The sequence below is a fragment of the Saccharopolyspora antiqui genome (assembly GCF_052246905.1).
In the GTDB taxonomy this organism is placed as follows: Bacteria; Actinomycetota; Actinomycetes; order Mycobacteriales; family Pseudonocardiaceae; genus Saccharopolyspora.
Window position 1 is genome coordinate 162,482 of the sequence record NZ_JBQQBO010000005.1, and the last position, 14,384, is coordinate 176,865.

The following is a 14,384-nucleotide window of genomic DNA, read 5'->3' on the forward strand; positions in this document are numbered from 1 at the left end:
CGAGTTCCGAGGCTCTTCCGGTGTCGAGAAGTTCGCATCGCATGGACGACCAGCACGGTCGAGATCATTGAGTTCACCCACGCTCGATGCGACACCTCAAGCAGGTGGCCCGAGCCGCCCGCCTGGCCGCAGCATGATCTAGTTCCCCGAGGGCGCGAGCACGATTCTGCCGAACACCTCGCCAGCTCCCATTTTCTGGTGAGCCAGTACGGCTTGCTCCAGGGGCAGCACCTCGTGCACAACTGTGTTCAGCTCGCCGCGACTCGCGGCGGCGAACAGTTCGGCGGTCACGGCGCGTCGGTCGGGTGCGGTCACGGTGTTCGCGCTGAAGGTCGCGAACGACATCGACTTCTGGAACGCCGCGAACATCTCCATGGCGAAGTCCACCGGCGGGTCGCCTGCGACCGCACCGACGGCCACCATGCGACCGTTCGGGTTGAGCTTGGCGAAGAACGAAGGCAGGTCCGCGCCGGAGACGATGTCGATGATGACGTCATAGCCCGCGGGAGCGTCCGCTCCTCCCTCGCCAGCGCGGTCCAGCACGTGGGTCGCGCCGAGCTTGCGCAGGCGATCGGCACGCTCGGCCGACGAGGTCGTGACCGCCACCGCACCGGCACCACCACGAACCGCGAGCTGGACCGTCATGATCCCGATACCGCCCGCCGCGCCGCGCACCAACACTGACTCGCCGGGAGCGAAGTGGGCATGGCGAAGGCCGAAGTGGGCCACCGCTCCGGAGCTCCCGAGCGTCACCGCGTCGACGGCCGACATGGTCGCCGGGAGCGGGAGGAGCGTCGCGGCTGGGGCGATCGCTTGCTCGGCGTAGCCGCCGCCGGTGAACGCCCACACGCGCTGACCGATCCACGATGTGTCGACGCCATCGCCGACCGCGGCCACGGTGCCCGCTATCTCGCCACCGAGGATGTGACCTTCCTTGAAGCCGTAGGCGGCGAGGGCACCGCTTCGGATCATGGCGTCGCCGCCACCGACGCCGATCGCCTCGGTGGCGATCAGCACCTGCCCGTCAGCGGGAGTCGGGTCCGGGAGGTCGATGACCGCGAGCCCCTCGGGACTTCCGAACGTCTGGATCGCAACTGCCTTCAACGTCGTCTCCGTGTTCTGGGATCGATCGGGCCTGGTTGGCGGACACTAACGGACGCTGCCGTCCGTTTAGCTAAAGTGAGAGCGGTGACCGATCGTTTGCCTCACACCCTGCGTTCCGACGCCCGGGACAACCGTGAACGCATCCTCGACGCGGCCCGCGCGGTGTTCGCCGCCGAAGGTCTGAACGTGCCGATGCGAGAGATCGCCCGCCGCGCCGGGGTCGGTCCTGCCACCTTGTACCGCCGCTTCCCGACCAAGGAGATGCTGGTCACCGAGGCCTTCACGGACCAGATGTGCGCGTGCGAGGCCATCGTCGACGAGGGGCTCGCCGACCCGGATCCGTGGCACGGCTTCTGCCTCGTGATCGAGAAGACCTTTGAGCTGCACGCACGCGACCGAGGCTTCACCGCGGCCTTCGTGTCGACCTACCCCAACGCGATGGATTTCGCCGCGGGTCGCGAATACACGCTGAAAGCGATCGCCGAACTGGCCCGCCGCGCCAAGGACGCCGGTCACCTTCGACCCGACTTCGTCTTGGACGACCTGATCCTGATGATCATGGCCAACAGCGGCATCCACGCCACCTCGCCGGACGCCCGGGTCGCGGCCTCCCGGCGCTTCGCCGCGCTCGCGATCCAGGCACTCCAAGCCACCCCGCAGGCTGCTCCACACCCCCGAGCGCACCGTGCCCGACGCAGCAACCAGAACGACGCAGCAACCAGCACCCGGCGGTGATCCGGATCGGGTCAGGAGTGAAGGGCACCTTTCGCCAAGTAAGTTGGTAAAAGGTGCCCTTCACCTCGCGCTCATCGGGTGTCCGCCGTTCGGTACGCCCGTAGGAAGGTGTCGACCGCGGTCCGCGCGAGAGAGCGGATCTCGGCGGCGGACACCTTGCGGGTGCCCAACCGCGAGCGCCCCTCCATGGGGCCGGTGAGCAGCGCGAGGAACTGTTCGGCGGCCGGTACGGGATCGCAGGGGCGCAAGTGCCCGGCCAACGAGAGGCGCGCCAGCCGGTCCGCCAGGGCTTCGCCGACCCTGGTCGAGGTGCGCTCTTGGACGATCTCGATCAGGTCGGGGAAGCGGGCGACCTGGGCATAGGTCAGCCAGCGCAACGCGCGGGAGCGCTCGGCGCAGCACACCCGGAGCATCCGGTGCGCCACGTCCTCCAGCGCCGCGCGCAGGTCATCGCCGGGGTTGCGCAGGCGGTTGAGGATGGTGAGGTTCTCCGCCATCACCGCCTCGGCCGCAGCCGTCATCGCCTGGCGGAACAGGTCTTCCTTGTCGCCGAAGTGGTTGTACACGGTCGGCTTGGCGGCGCTCGCCTCCTCGGCGATCTCCTGCACGCAGGCCTGTTCGTAGCCGCGGCGGGCGAACACGGTGAACGCGGCGCCGAGGATCGCCTGCCGCTTGTCGATCCGCCCCCGTGAGGCCGTCACTCCCGTCACCTTGCCGACGATACCGCCTCCGCAGTCCGAGTTGGACTCGTTGGTTCGTTGTTCTGAACCCCCGACAACGAACTAATTAGGGCGTTACGATGAACCAGTGAGTTCAATCAGGGAAGGAGTTCCATGATCGTCAACCTCTTGCGCTTCAGCTTCAAAGACGACACGACCGATGCGGAGCAGGCCGAAGTCCTGGCCGCGATGCGGCGCACGGCGACTGTTGACTCGGCGTCGTTCTCGACCGTCGGCCAGGATCTCGGCGACCCGGCCGAGGGCTACTCCCACGCGTACTGCGTGGGAGTCGAGGATTTGGCGGCGTTGGAGCGGTACATGCACGACCCGGTCCACCTCGATGGCGATTTCGTCATCCTGCCGCGCCTCGCGAGGCTCGCAGCGGTCCGCCTGTCGGACGACGAGGATCCAGAGTTGAACGAGAAGATCGCGGCGATCTACCTCGCGAAGGTCGCGAAATACCCGGAATGGGGCCAACTCCTCGACGCGATTCCCGACGTGCGAGTCGCAGCCACACCGCGGGAATGAGCGCGCCACGTCACCCGGGCCATGCTGGCCGATCCTGTGGAGGCACGGTGTCGCCACCCACTCTTCCTGTTCACACCCGCGCTGGTTTGTGTGAACAGGAATTCAATGTTGTAGTACGAACCGCGTTGATCGGTATATGCCGCAAAGATTCTCGTACGAACGAGTTACCGAGCGCTCACACAAAGGGGTCTCGCTCGCCGATTCCCCTCGCTCTCCGCTTACGGGCTTTTTCCGGGCGATCGGGCGGCTGAGGTTGACGAAAAAGAAATTCGCGTCCTCTTGCCGCGTTGCGCCTTTCCCTTGCCCGGCTCGGAGCACGACCGCTGGTCGTCGTGAAGCCGTGGGTCAGGGAGTACCCCGCTCGGTCAGGGCCAAGCGAATTCCCAGGCCGACGAGAACGGTCGCCGTGACGCGCTGGCGCCACCTGACGAACTTCGCGTTGGTGGCCAGTCTCCTCGACAGGGCTCCGGCCGTGACGCTCAGAACGCAGTCCCACAGCACCGACAGCGCGGCCAGCAACCCGCCCAGCACCAGGAACTGCCCGAACACCCAGCCGTTTTCCGGGTGGACGAATTGCGGGAGGAAAGCCAGGAAGAACACAGCGACCTTCGGGTTGAGCACGCCCGTGGCCAAAGCGCTCAGGTACATCCGACCGGCGGGAACCCGCTGCACCGCGGCGGATTCCGCCGGGTCACCGGATCGCCAGGTCGTGATTCCCAGCCACACCAGGTAAATCGCGCCCACGATCTTCACCGCCGTGAACGCGGACGCGGAGGTCACCAGCAATGCCGACAGCCCCGCCGCGGCAGCCACCGCGTGCACCAGCGTGCCGGTGTTGAGCCCCAGCGTGGTGATGACACCGGCGCGGCGGCCGCCGCTGGCGCCCCTGGCCAGCACCAATGCCTGACCAGGGCCGGGCAGCAGCACGATTGCGGTTGCCGCGGCGAGGAATGCGCTCAGCGTCGCGAAGTCGACCATGCGGCGATCCTAGGGCGACCCACCGACAATCCCGAGGCGCTCAGCGGCGTTCGCCGGTGCAGCGGCTTCGATCAGCGGAGCGCTCCGGCGAGCGCGCGGTAGGACGGTAGCGGGTTGTCGTCGCCGAGGCTTTGGACGCACACGTGGTTCGCGCCCGCGTCGAGGTGCGCGGTGACGCCCGCGGCGATCTGCTCCGCGGTGCCGTGCAGCGCCAGCACGTCGACCAGGCGGTCACTGCCGGGCGGCGTGACGTCCTCTTCGGTGAAGCCGTAGCGGCGCAGGTTCCTGGTGTAGTTGCTCAGCTTCAGGTAGTACTTGACCGTCTCGCGGCCGGTGGTGCGGGCGCGGTCGGGGTCGGTGTCGAGCACGAACTTCTGCTCGGGGGCGAGCAGCGGCGCTTCGCCGAGGATTTCCCGAGCCTGCCTGGTGTGCGCTGGGACGGTCAGGTACGGGTGCGCCCCGGCTGCTCGGCTTCCGGCGAGTTCCAGCACCTTCGGGCCGAGCGCGGCGAGCATCCGACCCGACTTCGGCACCCCGGCTGAGTCGAGTTCGTCGAGGTATTCGACCAGCGCCTGGTACGGCTTCCGGTAGACGTCGGTCATCTCGCGGTGACCGGCACCGATGCCGAGCATGAACCGTTCCGGGTGCTTCGCGGCGATCCGGTGGTAGGAGGCGGCGGTGGTTTTCGGATCGGAGTTCCAGATGTTCACGATTCCGGTGGCGACCGTGATTTCGCTGGTCGCGTCGAGCAGGCGCTCGGCGAGGGTCAGATCCGCCGGCGGTGAGCCGCCGATCCAGATCGTGCCGTAGCCGAGCTTCTCCACCTCGACCGCCAGGTCGGGGTGGAGGCCCGCAACCGTCCGCCAGATACCGATCTTGCCCAGGGAAACCGTCATGCCCATGGGCAACAGCGGCCATCCGGCCGCCATTCCCGGCCTAATCCGATCGGGTACTGGAGTCAGCCGGACGAGGCTGCCCGGTTGCGGCTGTTCAGCGCGGGACCAAGGACCGGGTCAGCCGTCCTTGCGCCAGACGTAGGCGGCGGAGATCGGGTGGTTGCGGAAGCGCTCCCACTTGGGTTTCAGCGCGAGCCATTCGTCGTCGATCAGGCCCTCGTGCAGTTCCGCCAGCCGCCAGCCCGCCGAGAGCGCCGCCGTGACGTGGTCGCTGATGAGGTGGATGTTGGTGGTGATCGCGACCGATTCGCCGGTGCTGTTGGTGTAGTGGGTGGGCATGCCCGAGGTCATGATGAAGTGCGGGTGGAACGTCACCAGGACGAACGCGGCCTTCGGCGCGGCCAGCCGCCACGCCTCCCGGTACAGCGGGCGCAGGTCGTCGAGGTGCTGGTCGATCAGCGACGAGATCACCAGGTCGTAGGCGCCGTCCGGGAGCCCGGTGGCCGCCACGTCGGCCTCCACCAGCCGGTCGTGGACGCCCCGGCGTCGTGCGACGGCGAGCATCTCCGGCGTCAGGTCCACCCCGTCGATCGCCGGGATTCCCTTGTCCCGCAACCACTGTCCGGTTCGGCCCGTGCCGCAGCCGAGGTCGGCGGCACGAGTGACACCTGCCCAGGACGGCTCTTTGAGCCGGTCCAGCAGTGAGATGTCCATCGCGTCCTCGACGGTCTGCTCGTAGTTGGCGACCCATTCGCCGTACCCGGTGCGAACGTCCACGGTGCGGTAGCCGCGCGCGTCGAAGGCATTGAACTCCATTGGGCTGATTATTGCGCCGCAACCATCGCGTCGAAACCGATTTTCCGCGTCGTGAGGACAGGAGCTCAGCGGGTCGGCAGGCCGACGTAGTTCTCGGCCAGGGTGGTCGCGGAGGCCTGCGAGGTGCGGAGGTAGTCGAACTGGGAGCGCTGCAAGCGGCGCTCGAAGGCCGCGTCCGGACCGCCGAAGTGGTGCGTCAACGACGTCATCCACCAGGAGAAGTGCTGGACCCGCCAAACCCGGCGCAGGCAGGTCGCGGAGTACTCGTCCATGCCGGTGGTGCTGCCGCTGCGGTAGAAGTCCCCGATCGCCGCGGCCAGTCTGTCCACATCGAACACCGCCAGGTTGAGGCCCTTCGCGCCGGTGGGCGGCACGATGTGCGCGGAGTCGCCGGCCAGGAACAGGCGGCCGTGCCGCATCGGTTCGGCCACGAAGCTGCGCATCGCGGTGACGGCCTTGTCGATGATCGGCCCCTCGTGCAGCGTCCAGCCGGGGCTGCCGAGCCGGGTTTGCAGTTCGTCCCAGATCCGCGCGTCCGGCCACGACTCGATCGGCTCGTCCGGGGCGCACTGCAGGTAGAAGCGGCTCAGCGTGGCCGACCGCATGCTGTGCAGGGCGAAGCCGTTGGCGTGGTTGGCGTAGATCAGCTCGTCCGACGACGGGCTTACGGTGGCCAGGATGCCCAGCCAGCCGAACGGGTAGACGCGCTCGTAGACGGTCCGCACCGAAGGCGGGATGGTCTCCCGGCAGACGCCGTGGAAACCGTCGCAACCGGCCACGAAATCCGCCCGCAGCTCGTGGTCGACGCCATCGTGGGTGAAGCGGACGAACGGCTGCTCGGTGGTCACGTCGTGCACGCTGACGTCGGAGACCTCGAACAGCACCTGACCACCGTCCCGGCGGCGGCGATCGTTGAGGTCCTTGACCACTTCCTGCTGGCCGTAGACGGTGATGGCCCGGCCGGTGAGCTCCTGGAACGGGATGTGCTGGCGCTCGTCGTCGAACTGCAGGTGGACGCCGCCGTGCACGTCGCCTTCGGCCAGCATCCGGTCGCCGAGACCGACATCCCGGAGCAGGTCCACGGTGCCCTGTTCGAGCACCCCGGCGCGCACCCGCTGCTGGACGTACTCCTGGCTGCGCCGCTCCAGCACGACGGAGTCGATCCCCTGCAGGTGGAGCAGGTGGGACAGCAGCAGTCCGGCGGGCCCGCCGCCCACGATCGCAACCTGAGTACGCAATGCCGCTCCCTTCGAGGCTTGGACACCTCACTGTTGATGCCGACGAGCCGCGCGCAACTCGGCTGCTTCCGCTGAATGGAAGCCAGCGCGGCGGCTGGCGCGGTTTCGCGATGCGCCCGGTCCGCCGGGAACTGCCCGATGACCTGGTATTTCGCCGGAACCCGAGCGTCGTCGCGAGCCGGCCGTGTGACGTCGGGTACTCAGGATGTGGAGGTGATCAAGCATGTCGGGCGGCAGGTGGCGGCGTCGGGAAGGGATCGCCGCCGGATCCGGCTCCGCGCGGAACCGCCCTGGTTGCCGGGTTCCGCCGCGGCAGGGCGCCGGTGCACTTGTCCGGGGACGTACTCTGCTGGCAACTTCCCGAGCGGCATCGGGCCGCTCACGACGGATGTGAGGTTCCCAACTGACAACAAATCCGTTGCACCAGCTGCTGTGCCCGGTCGCCGCGAACATCGGAGGCTGAGATGGATCCCGCTGTTGTACTCGCGTTCATCGGCGCGGCCGCGCTGATGAGCATCGTGCCGGGGCCGGACATGATGTTCATCCTCGCCAACGGCATGTCCTCCGGTGCCCGTGGCGGCGTGGTGGCGGCCGTGGGGATGTCCACCGGGCTCGCCGTGCACACCATCGCCGCTGCCCTCGGCCTGACGGCGATGTTCCACGCGATGCCCGCCGCCTTCGAGATCGTCCGGATCGCCGGTGTCGGTTTCCTGCTCTACATGGCCTTCCAGGCGCTGCGGTCATCCGTGGTGCCGGTGTCGGAAGCGCAGGCGGTGCCGGTCAGGTCGCTGCGGCGGATCTACGCCCTGGCGGTGCTGACGAATCTGGCCAATCCCAAGGTGATTCTCTTCTACCTGGCGTTCTTCCCGCAGTTCATCAGCTGGGACGCGGCCTGGCCGGTGCCGGTCCAACTGCTCACCCTAGGGGGCCTGTTCGTCGTGGTGGGCATCAGCGTGGACGCCTCGGTCGGCCTGACCTCGGGCTGGCTGTCGGACTTGCTGCTGCGCCGCCGGTCCATCCAACGCTGGCTCGACCGCGCTGCGGCCCTCCTCTTCGGCGGCCTCGCCCTCCGCCTGGCAACCGAAGAACTCCGCTAGCCGCGTGCAAAACGCAGGGTTCCCACGCGACTCGTGAGCTCCTTGGGCAGAACGAGCTCACGAGTCAAACGGCTGACATCGAACAGTTAGCAGCGTTCATAGAGCGTTGCGCTTGAGGCCTTTGATCCAGGAAGCGACTTGGGCGCGGGTGAAAAACAGGACGCCTGCATCGGGATTCTTGCTGTCGCGGATGGCAATCCGACCGTCGATCACCGTCGCGATCTCGACACAATTGCCACCTCCAACACCGCCTCCGCCGGAGTAACTGCTCTTGCGCCACCCCGCAGTGGGTAAGGCGTGCTCGTCGAGCATCCCCGTGCCCTCCTCGATCGCACGTCACCGGTAGCTCTCCGCAGCTTCGGCGAGCTTGTTCACCGATTCGGTCTGCGACAGCGACTGCTCGGTGAGGATACCGAAGCGAAGCGTGTAGGCGCGTACGAGTTCCCGATCCTCGATGTAGACCGCGCGGCCTGGACCTTCTGAGTACCCCACGTCAGGGATCGGGTCTGGCAGAGTCAGGATCGAGAAGGGGCCTTCCAACGCGGGCTCGCACCGACCGTTCTGCGCAGGACCTGCACTGTGATGTGTGGTTCTTCCGCCACCTCGGCGAGGAAACGAAGTTGATTGCGCATCACCCGTGGTGCGCCGACCGGTCGTTCCAGCAGCCCCTCATCGAGAATCACGTGCAGTTGCGGTGGTTCGGCCCGCCGAAGGATTTGTTGGCGAGCGAGGCGGGCGGCTACCCGGCGTTCCACCTCATCTTCCACGATATCCGGGTTGATTCCGCGAATCAGGGCGTCCTCGGCGGGGCGCTTTCCCGGATGGCGCAGAACTGCACCACCTGGGAGCAGGCCGGGCGTCGATCAGCGTTTTCACTCACGAGCCCGTACCGCCGACGCACGCCTTCCAGAGCGGTTTTTCGCCGAGGTCGGATTTGACCAATTCGGACACGCAACGCGGTCCGCTGTCGCGCCGTGGGGGGTCAGCAGCAGCGGGAGCCCGGTGTGGCGTCCTGGCGGTCCACGTGGCGGCGCCAGAAGGCGCGCTCCGACAGCGGTTCCTCGTCGGGGTGGTGTTGGCGCTGGTGGCTCAGGTAGCGCTCGTAGGCGTTCTCGCCGACCACGCCGCGCACGATCTGCCAGGCTGTGCGGGCGGTGCCGCGCAGCCTGGCCATGATCGGCGTGGTCGTCATGTGCTCGCCTCGACCTTCCCGGCCGCTGCCAGCTCCTTCTGGACCTTGCGCTCCTCGGCGGTCGGGATCAGCCCGGCCGGTGCCCACAGCTGCGACTCCACGTGCGGGGCCTCGGTGGCCGGTAGCGGCGCGGTTGCCCGCAACGCCTTGATCCAGACCCGGATCGCGTCCACCAGCACGATCAGGATCAGCACCGCGAACAGGACGCTCAGCACACCGTCCACAGTGGAGTTGACGACGACCTTCTGCATCGCTTCGACGGTGTGCGCCGAGCCCTTGCTGGTCTGCCCGGCGTCCAGCGCCGCCTGGTAGGCCGCGCGCTGCGCGAAGAAGCCGATCGCGGGGTCGGCGGAGAAGATCTTCTGCCAGCTGGCCGTCAAGGTCACTGCCGCGTCCCAGGCCAGCGGCACCAGCGTCACCCACGCGTACTTCGCCCGGCCGGACTTGATCAGGATCGTGGTGGCCACCGCCAGCGCCACCGCCGCCAGCAGCTGGTTGGCGATCCCGAACAGCGGGAACAGCTGGTTGATGCCGCCCAGCGGGTCGTTCACCCCGGCCCACAGGAAGTAGCCCCAAGCCCCGACGATCACCGCGCTGGAGATCCAGTTGCCCGGCTTCCAGCTGACGTCGCCGAAGCGCTTCCAGACGTTGCCCACGGTGTCCTGCAGCATGAACCGGCCCACCCGGGTTCCGGCGTCCACGGTGGTCAGGATGAACAGCGCCTCGAACATCACCGCGAAGTGGTACCAGAACGCCTTCATCGCATCCCCGCCCATGACCTGCGAGAACACCTCGGACAAGCCGACGGCCAGCGTCGGCGCGCCACCGCTTCGGCCGACCAGCGTCTCCTCGTCCACCGCCGCCGCGGCGGCGGCCAACTGGTCGGGGGTGATCTGGAAGCCGATACCGGCCACCGCCTGCGAGGCCGATTGCAAGGTGTCGCCGAGCGCGGCGGAGGGCATGTTCATCGCGAAGTACAGGCCGGGCTCGATGATGCACGCCGCGGCCAGCGCCATGATCGCCACGAACGATTCGGTGAGCATCGCGCCGTAGCCGATGACCCGGACCTGCGACTCCTTCTCCAGCATCTTCGGCGTGGTGCCGGAGGAAACCAGCGAGTGGAAGCCGGACAGCGCGCCGCAGGCGATCGTGATGAACACGAACGGGAACAGCGAGCCGGAGAACACCGGGCCCTGCCCGTTCAGGGCGAAGTCGGTGATCGCCTCGGTCTGCATCATCGGCATCGCGATCAGGATCGACACCGCCAGCAGGACGACCACCCCGACCTTCATGAAGGTGCTGAGGTAGTCGCGCGGCGCCAGCAGCATCCACACCGGCAGCACCGAGGCGATGAACCCGTAGACGACCAGCGCGAGGGTCAGCTCGTTGGCGGAGAGCGTGAACGCCGCGGCCAACCCGGAGTCGGCGACCCAGCTACCGGCGACGATGCTCAACAGCAGCAGCGCCACGCCGATCACCGACGTCTCGACGATCTTGCCCGGTCGCAGGTAGCGCAGGTAGAAGCCCATGAACAGGGCGATCGGGATCGTCATGCCGATGGAGAAGGTGCCCCACGGCGAGCCCTTCAACGCGCCGACCACGACCAGCGCCAGCACCGCCAGCAGGATGATCATGATGGCCAGCACCGCGATCAGCGCCGCGATCCCGCCGATCGGACCGATCTCCTCGCGGGCCATCTGCCCGAGGCTGCGGCCGTTGCGGCGGGTGGAGAAGAACAGCACCACCATGTCCTGGACGGCACCGGCGAAGATGACGCCGACGATGATCCAGATGGTGCCCGGCAGGTAGCCCATCTGCGCGGCCAGCACCGGGCCCACCAGCGGACCCGCCCCCGCGATCGCCGCGAAGTGGTGGCCGAAGAGCACCCGGCGGTCCGTCGGCTGGAAGTCGGTGGCGTTGTTCAGCCGCTCCGCCGGTGTCGCGCGGGTGTCATCGACCTTCAGCACCCGATAGGTGATGAACCGCGCGTAGAAGCGGTAGGCGATGGCGTAGGAGGCCAGGGCCGCGAACACCAGCCAGGCAGCGGAGATCTCCTCGCCCCGCACGAGCGCGATGACGCCCCAGGAAACCGCGCCGACGATCGCCACCAACGCCCAGATGGCGATTTCCTTGGGACTCATCCTGCGTTTCCGAGCCGCCCCAGCGCTCGGCGCCGTTGTCGTAGCCACCGTCCCCGGACTCCATTCGCTGCGTCGCGCTGTGCGGGCCGACTAGGGCACAGCAGTCCCGAGGATCTGCTCGTGTGTCCCGATTGTCCAGCCCATTGCCCGGAAGTAACCAGGATGTAAGCAAGGTGTCCGGGCGGGGCGGCCGGATCAGCTGTGGCGTTTGGCGAGTTCGGTCATTTCGTCGAGCCTGCGCAGCGATTCGTCGCGCGGGTGAGTCGGCAGGTAGAACAGCGCGCGATCCACCCCGGCCGCGGCGTAGGAGTCGATGACCGCCGGATCGCGCGGCGCCGCGTAGACGCTGACCGGCACCCGCCAACCGGCCCGGTCGCGCACCTTCGCGACCAGATCGCCGAGGTTCTTGGTGCCGCCGCGCGGCAACCATCCGCCGCCGTACTCGGCGACCCGCGCGATGGCCCGCTCGCTCTCGCCGCCGACGTAGATCGGCGGGTGCGGCTGCTGCACCGGCTTCGGCCACGCGTAGATCGGATCGAAGTCGACGTACTGGCCGTGGAACTCCGCCGTCTCGGCGGTCCAGATCTCCCGCATCGCCCGGATCCGCTCGTCCATCAGCGCGCCCCGAGTTGCCGGATCCGTGCCGTGGTTGCGCATCTCCTCGCGGTTCCAACCGGCGCCGACCCCGAAGGCCACCCGGCCGCCGGAGATCACGTCCAGGCTGGCGACCTCCTTGGCGGTGGTGATCGGATCCCGCTCGATGACCAGCGCGATGCCGGTGCCCACCACCAACCGCTCGGTGACCGCCGCGACCGCGGTCAGCGCGACGAACGGATCCAGCGTGCGGTAGTAGATCCGGGGCAGGTCCCCGCCGCCGGGGTAGGGCGTTTCGCGGCTCGCCGGGATGTGCGTGTGCTCGGCGATGAAAAGCGCGTCGAAATCGCGTTCTTCCAGCGCTCGGCCGAGATCCGCCGCCGCGATTCCTTCGTCGGTGATGAACGTGGAAATACCGAACTCCATCGGTTCCCTCCCTAGGCGTGCCTGCACCACAGACCTACCCCGCCGAGCGGTGGACAGCAAGATTTCGGTCGGGCCCCCGGGTGCTCGGCGGCATCGGTGCCCACGCCGTCTCCTGTCCCGCCCGCGCCGGGCGGTACTGCGATGGGCCTGACCGGGCATGATCCATCCGGGCGCAGGGAATGCGCCGCAGCCGCTACGGGATCATCGACGTCGGGCGCGCCGGTAAAATTCCGCCGCCGCTGGGCGCTGCCGATTTATAACAAGTGAAATCCGGCCGCAACCATGGAGGGGGTCTTGGGCGTCGTGCAGAGATGTGACGGTGTCGATCGCATTGCCCGCGACCGCCTGGCCGGGCGACGGGCTGGCGGCAATGGATGAACTGACGAGCAAGCTGACCGACCTCTACCAGGAGCATTACCGGCAACTGCTGCGCATCGCGGTCCTGCTGGTGGACGACCGCGCCAGCGCGGAGGACATCGTGCAGGACGCTTACGTGCGGGTCTTCGACTCGCGCGCTCGGCTGCGCGACCCGGACAAGGCGCTGGCCTTCCTGCGCCAGTCGGTGCTCAACCGCGCCCGCTCGATGCTGCGGCGCCGGATGATCGCCAAGAAGTACCAGCCGAAGCTCGCCACCCGGGACAGCCAGCCGGATGAAACCGGCCGCGGGATCGACCGCGCCGTGCTGGCCGCCGCGCTGGCGCAACTGCCCCGGCGGCAGCGGGAGGCGGTGGTGTTGCGCTACTACGCCGATCTCAGCGAGGCCCGCACCGCGGAGGTGATGGGTTGCAGCCCGGGAGCGGTGAAGTCGTACTGCTCGCGTGGTGTGTCGCGGCTGTCGGGTCTGTTGGGGGAGCGGGTGTGAGGGACGGGAACAGCGATCCGGACGTGCAGCTGCTGCGCGCGCAGCTGCACCGGTTGGTAGCGGACGTCGAGCCGCGGCCTGGCGCGCTGCCCCGGCTGCTGGCCCAGACGCGGCGGCGAAGATCGCCGCGTCGTCCGCTGGTCGCGGTGGTCGTCGCGGCGGGCTTGGCGGCGGTCGCGTTCGTGGTGGCGATGGTGGCCATGCCCGGTCAACCGGCGCCCGAGCCGGTCAGCGTGCGGCCCGACAGCTATCTCGCCGCGCCCCGGCCCGGGGTGATCGCGTCGTTCGACGTGCCCTCCGGGCGGGAGAACCGCGAGGTGGCCCGTGTTTCCGGAGCCGACCCGGCGGTCCTGGCCGCCGACCGCGACCGCATCTACACGGTCGCATCCACTATGGATGGACGTCGGGTTGTTGAGGTGTCGCCGCAGGGTGGGCAGCGGGTGCTGCCCGGCGAAGTCGGCGACGGCCGGTTGCTGGCCGCCGGTGGCGGACGCATCGCCTACCTCGACGGGGACGCCGTGGTGGTCTTGCACGGTCAGCAGCAGAGGCGGATCCCGATGCCGCCCGAATTGCGGGTCGACGACTTGGCGCTGGCCGACGACGGTCGGCTGGCGGTGCTGGCCGGGCAGCCCGGCAGCGAACGGGCCCTGGTGCTGTTGCTCGCGCCGGAGGCGAACTCGCTGGCCGGACACGTCGAAGCGGTGCCCGACGCGGCCTGCGGGCCGGTGGCGATCGCCTGGTCCGGGCGCGACATCGCCGCGCTGCAACCGGTCGACTGCACCGCTGAGCAGGTGCAGGTGGCGACCTTCGCCGCCGACAGCGGGCGCAAGATCGGCGCCGGGGTGCCGTTTCGAACGCCTCGACTCGTCGCGGGCACGACTCGACTGTCCGCGGATCCCCTGGGCCGCTTCCTGGTGTCCACCGACGGGCAGGGGCAGTGGCTCGTCGACGGCTCCGCGGTCCACCCCATCCCACCGGCCTGCACCGCCGACGGCGTCTGCATCCAGGGGCCCGGCACGTTCTGGAGCTGATCACGCTCCGCAGTGCGGACACGCCCC

At 68.4% G+C, this 14,384-nt stretch carries 15 protein-coding genes and 1 pseudogene; 5 read left to right on the forward strand and 11 right to left on the reverse strand.

What is annotated here, in order from left to right; genetic code table 11:
* Positions 1–138 precede the first annotated feature (138 nt).
* Positions 139–1,104 (reverse strand): zinc-binding dehydrogenase, encoded by a 966-nt coding sequence (locus tag ACTWQN_RS11250; RefSeq protein WP_443203336.1) that lies wholly within the window; start codon positions 1,102–1,104, stop codon positions 139–141.
* An 84-nt stretch (positions 1,105–1,188) separates the two neighbouring features.
* Here ACTWQN_RS11250 and ACTWQN_RS11255 point away from each other — a divergent pair, with 84 nt between their 5' ends.
* On the forward strand, positions 1,189–1,839 hold the full coding sequence (locus tag ACTWQN_RS11255; RefSeq protein WP_443203337.1) for a TetR/AcrR family transcriptional regulator: 651 nt from the start codon (positions 1,189–1,191) through the stop codon (positions 1,837–1,839).
* A 71-nt stretch (positions 1,840–1,910) separates the two neighbouring features.
* Here the strand turns inward: ACTWQN_RS11255 and ACTWQN_RS11260 are convergent, their stop codons facing one another.
* The gene (locus ACTWQN_RS11260) at positions 1,911–2,540 is read right to left on the reverse strand and encodes a TetR/AcrR family transcriptional regulator (protein WP_443203338.1); all 630 of its coding nucleotides are present in this window, start codon (positions 2,538–2,540) and stop codon (positions 1,911–1,913) included.
* A 132-nt stretch (positions 2,541–2,672) separates the two neighbouring features.
* Here ACTWQN_RS11260 and ACTWQN_RS11265 point away from each other — a divergent pair, with 132 nt between their 5' ends.
* Entirely contained in the window at positions 2,673–3,086 is a 414-nt protein-coding gene (locus ACTWQN_RS11265; protein ID WP_443203339.1) for a Dabb family protein, read from the forward strand.
* Positions 3,087–3,431: 345 nt separating this feature from the next.
* Here the strand turns inward: ACTWQN_RS11265 and ACTWQN_RS11270 are convergent, their stop codons facing one another.
* The 4 genes from ACTWQN_RS11270 to pobA form a co-directional block, all read right to left on the reverse strand.
* Complete coding sequence (locus ACTWQN_RS11270) at positions 3,432–4,064, reverse strand: LysE family translocator (RefSeq protein WP_443203340.1); 633 nt, start codon at positions 4,062–4,064, stop codon at positions 3,432–3,434.
* Between the two features lie 71 nt (positions 4,065–4,135).
* Positions 4,136–4,960 (reverse strand): LLM class F420-dependent oxidoreductase, encoded by an 825-nt coding sequence (locus ACTWQN_RS11275; RefSeq protein ID WP_443203341.1) that lies wholly within the window; start codon positions 4,958–4,960, stop codon positions 4,136–4,138.
* 117 nt (positions 4,961–5,077) lie between these two features.
* Positions 5,078–5,776 (reverse strand): class I SAM-dependent DNA methyltransferase, encoded by a 699-nt coding sequence (locus tag ACTWQN_RS11280; RefSeq protein WP_443203342.1) that lies wholly within the window; start codon positions 5,774–5,776, stop codon positions 5,078–5,080.
* Positions 5,777–5,841: 65 nt separating this feature from the next.
* Positions 5,842–7,014 carry a 4-hydroxybenzoate 3-monooxygenase gene (gene pobA, locus ACTWQN_RS11285; RefSeq protein WP_443203343.1) on the reverse strand — a complete coding sequence of 391 codons (1,173 nt, stop codon included), beginning with the start codon at positions 7,012–7,014 and terminating at the stop codon, positions 5,842–5,844.
* Positions 7,015–7,478: 464 nt separating this feature from the next.
* On the opposite strand from pobA, the gene ACTWQN_RS11290 reads away from it, so the two are divergent.
* Positions 7,479–8,111 (forward strand): LysE family translocator, encoded by a 633-nt coding sequence (locus ACTWQN_RS11290; protein ID WP_443203344.1) that lies wholly within the window; start codon positions 7,479–7,481, stop codon positions 8,109–8,111.
* 96 nt (positions 8,112–8,207) lie between these two features.
* Here the strand turns inward: ACTWQN_RS11290 and ACTWQN_RS11295 are convergent, their stop codons facing one another.
* From ACTWQN_RS11295 to ACTWQN_RS11315, 5 genes and pseudogenes are all read right to left on the reverse strand, one after another.
* Complete coding sequence (locus ACTWQN_RS11295) at positions 8,208–8,423, reverse strand: DUF397 domain-containing protein (protein WP_443203345.1); 216 nt, start codon at positions 8,421–8,423, stop codon at positions 8,208–8,210.
* A gap of 24 nt (positions 8,424–8,447) precedes the next feature.
* Positions 8,448–8,878: pseudogene (locus tag ACTWQN_RS11300) on the reverse strand (DUF5753 domain-containing protein).
* 215 nt (positions 8,879–9,093) lie between these two features.
* On the reverse strand, positions 9,094–9,303 hold the full coding sequence (locus ACTWQN_RS11305) for a YbdD/YjiX family protein (RefSeq protein WP_443203346.1): 210 nt from the start codon (positions 9,301–9,303) through the stop codon (positions 9,094–9,096).
* Positions 9,300–11,444 carry a carbon starvation CstA family protein gene (locus tag ACTWQN_RS11310; RefSeq protein WP_443203347.1) on the reverse strand — a complete coding sequence of 715 codons (2,145 nt, stop codon included), beginning with the start codon at positions 11,442–11,444 and terminating at the stop codon, positions 9,300–9,302. Before ACTWQN_RS11310 ends, ACTWQN_RS11305 begins: the two co-directional genes overlap by 4 nt.
* Before the next feature lie 195 nt (positions 11,445–11,639).
* Positions 11,640–12,464 (reverse strand): LLM class F420-dependent oxidoreductase, encoded by an 825-nt coding sequence (locus ACTWQN_RS11315; protein ID WP_443203348.1) that lies wholly within the window; start codon positions 12,462–12,464, stop codon positions 11,640–11,642.
* Between the two features lie 319 nt (positions 12,465–12,783).
* Between ACTWQN_RS11315 and ACTWQN_RS11320 the strand changes: the two genes are divergently transcribed.
* Both ACTWQN_RS11320 and ACTWQN_RS11325 read left to right on the forward strand, forming a co-directional pair.
* Positions 12,784–13,326 (forward strand): SigE family RNA polymerase sigma factor, encoded by a 543-nt coding sequence (locus ACTWQN_RS11320; RefSeq protein ID WP_443203349.1) that lies wholly within the window; start codon positions 12,784–12,786, stop codon positions 13,324–13,326.
* Entirely contained in the window at positions 13,323–14,357 is a 1,035-nt protein-coding gene (locus ACTWQN_RS11325) for a hypothetical protein (RefSeq protein ID WP_443203350.1), read from the forward strand. The genes ACTWQN_RS11320 and ACTWQN_RS11325 overlap by 4 nt, the downstream gene beginning before the upstream one ends.
* Positions 14,358–14,384 lie beyond the last annotated feature (27 nt).

Bases quoted from the DNA above. Each gene is read 5' to 3' on its own strand.
- ACTWQN_RS11265 (WP_443203339.1), top strand. From the start codon at position 2,673: ATGATCGTCAACCTCTTGCGCTTCAGCTTCAAAGACGACACGACCGAT.
- ACTWQN_RS11270 (WP_443203340.1), bottom strand. From the start codon at position 4,064: ATGGTCGACTTCGCGACGCTGAGCGCATTCCTCGCCGCGGCAACCGCA.
- ACTWQN_RS11275 (WP_443203341.1), bottom strand. From the start codon at position 4,960: ATGACGGTTTCCCTGGGCAAGATCGGTATCTGGCGGACGGTTGCGGGC.
- ACTWQN_RS11280 (WP_443203342.1), bottom strand. From the start codon at position 5,776: ATGGAGTTCAATGCCTTCGACGCGCGCGGCTACCGCACCGTGGACGTT.
- ACTWQN_RS11290 (WP_443203344.1), top strand. From the start codon at position 7,479: ATGGATCCCGCTGTTGTACTCGCGTTCATCGGCGCGGCCGCGCTGATG.
- ACTWQN_RS11295 (WP_443203345.1), bottom strand. From the start codon at position 8,423: ATGCTCGACGAGCACGCCTTACCCACTGCGGGGTGGCGCAAGAGCAGT.
- ACTWQN_RS11305 (WP_443203346.1), bottom strand. From the start codon at position 9,303: ATGACGACCACGCCGATCATGGCCAGGCTGCGCGGCACCGCCCGCACA.
- ACTWQN_RS11310 (WP_443203347.1), bottom strand. From the start codon at position 11,444: ATGAGTCCCAAGGAAATCGCCATCTGGGCGTTGGTGGCGATCGTCGGC.
- ACTWQN_RS11315 (WP_443203348.1), bottom strand. From the start codon at position 12,464: ATGGAGTTCGGTATTTCCACGTTCATCACCGACGAAGGAATCGCGGCG.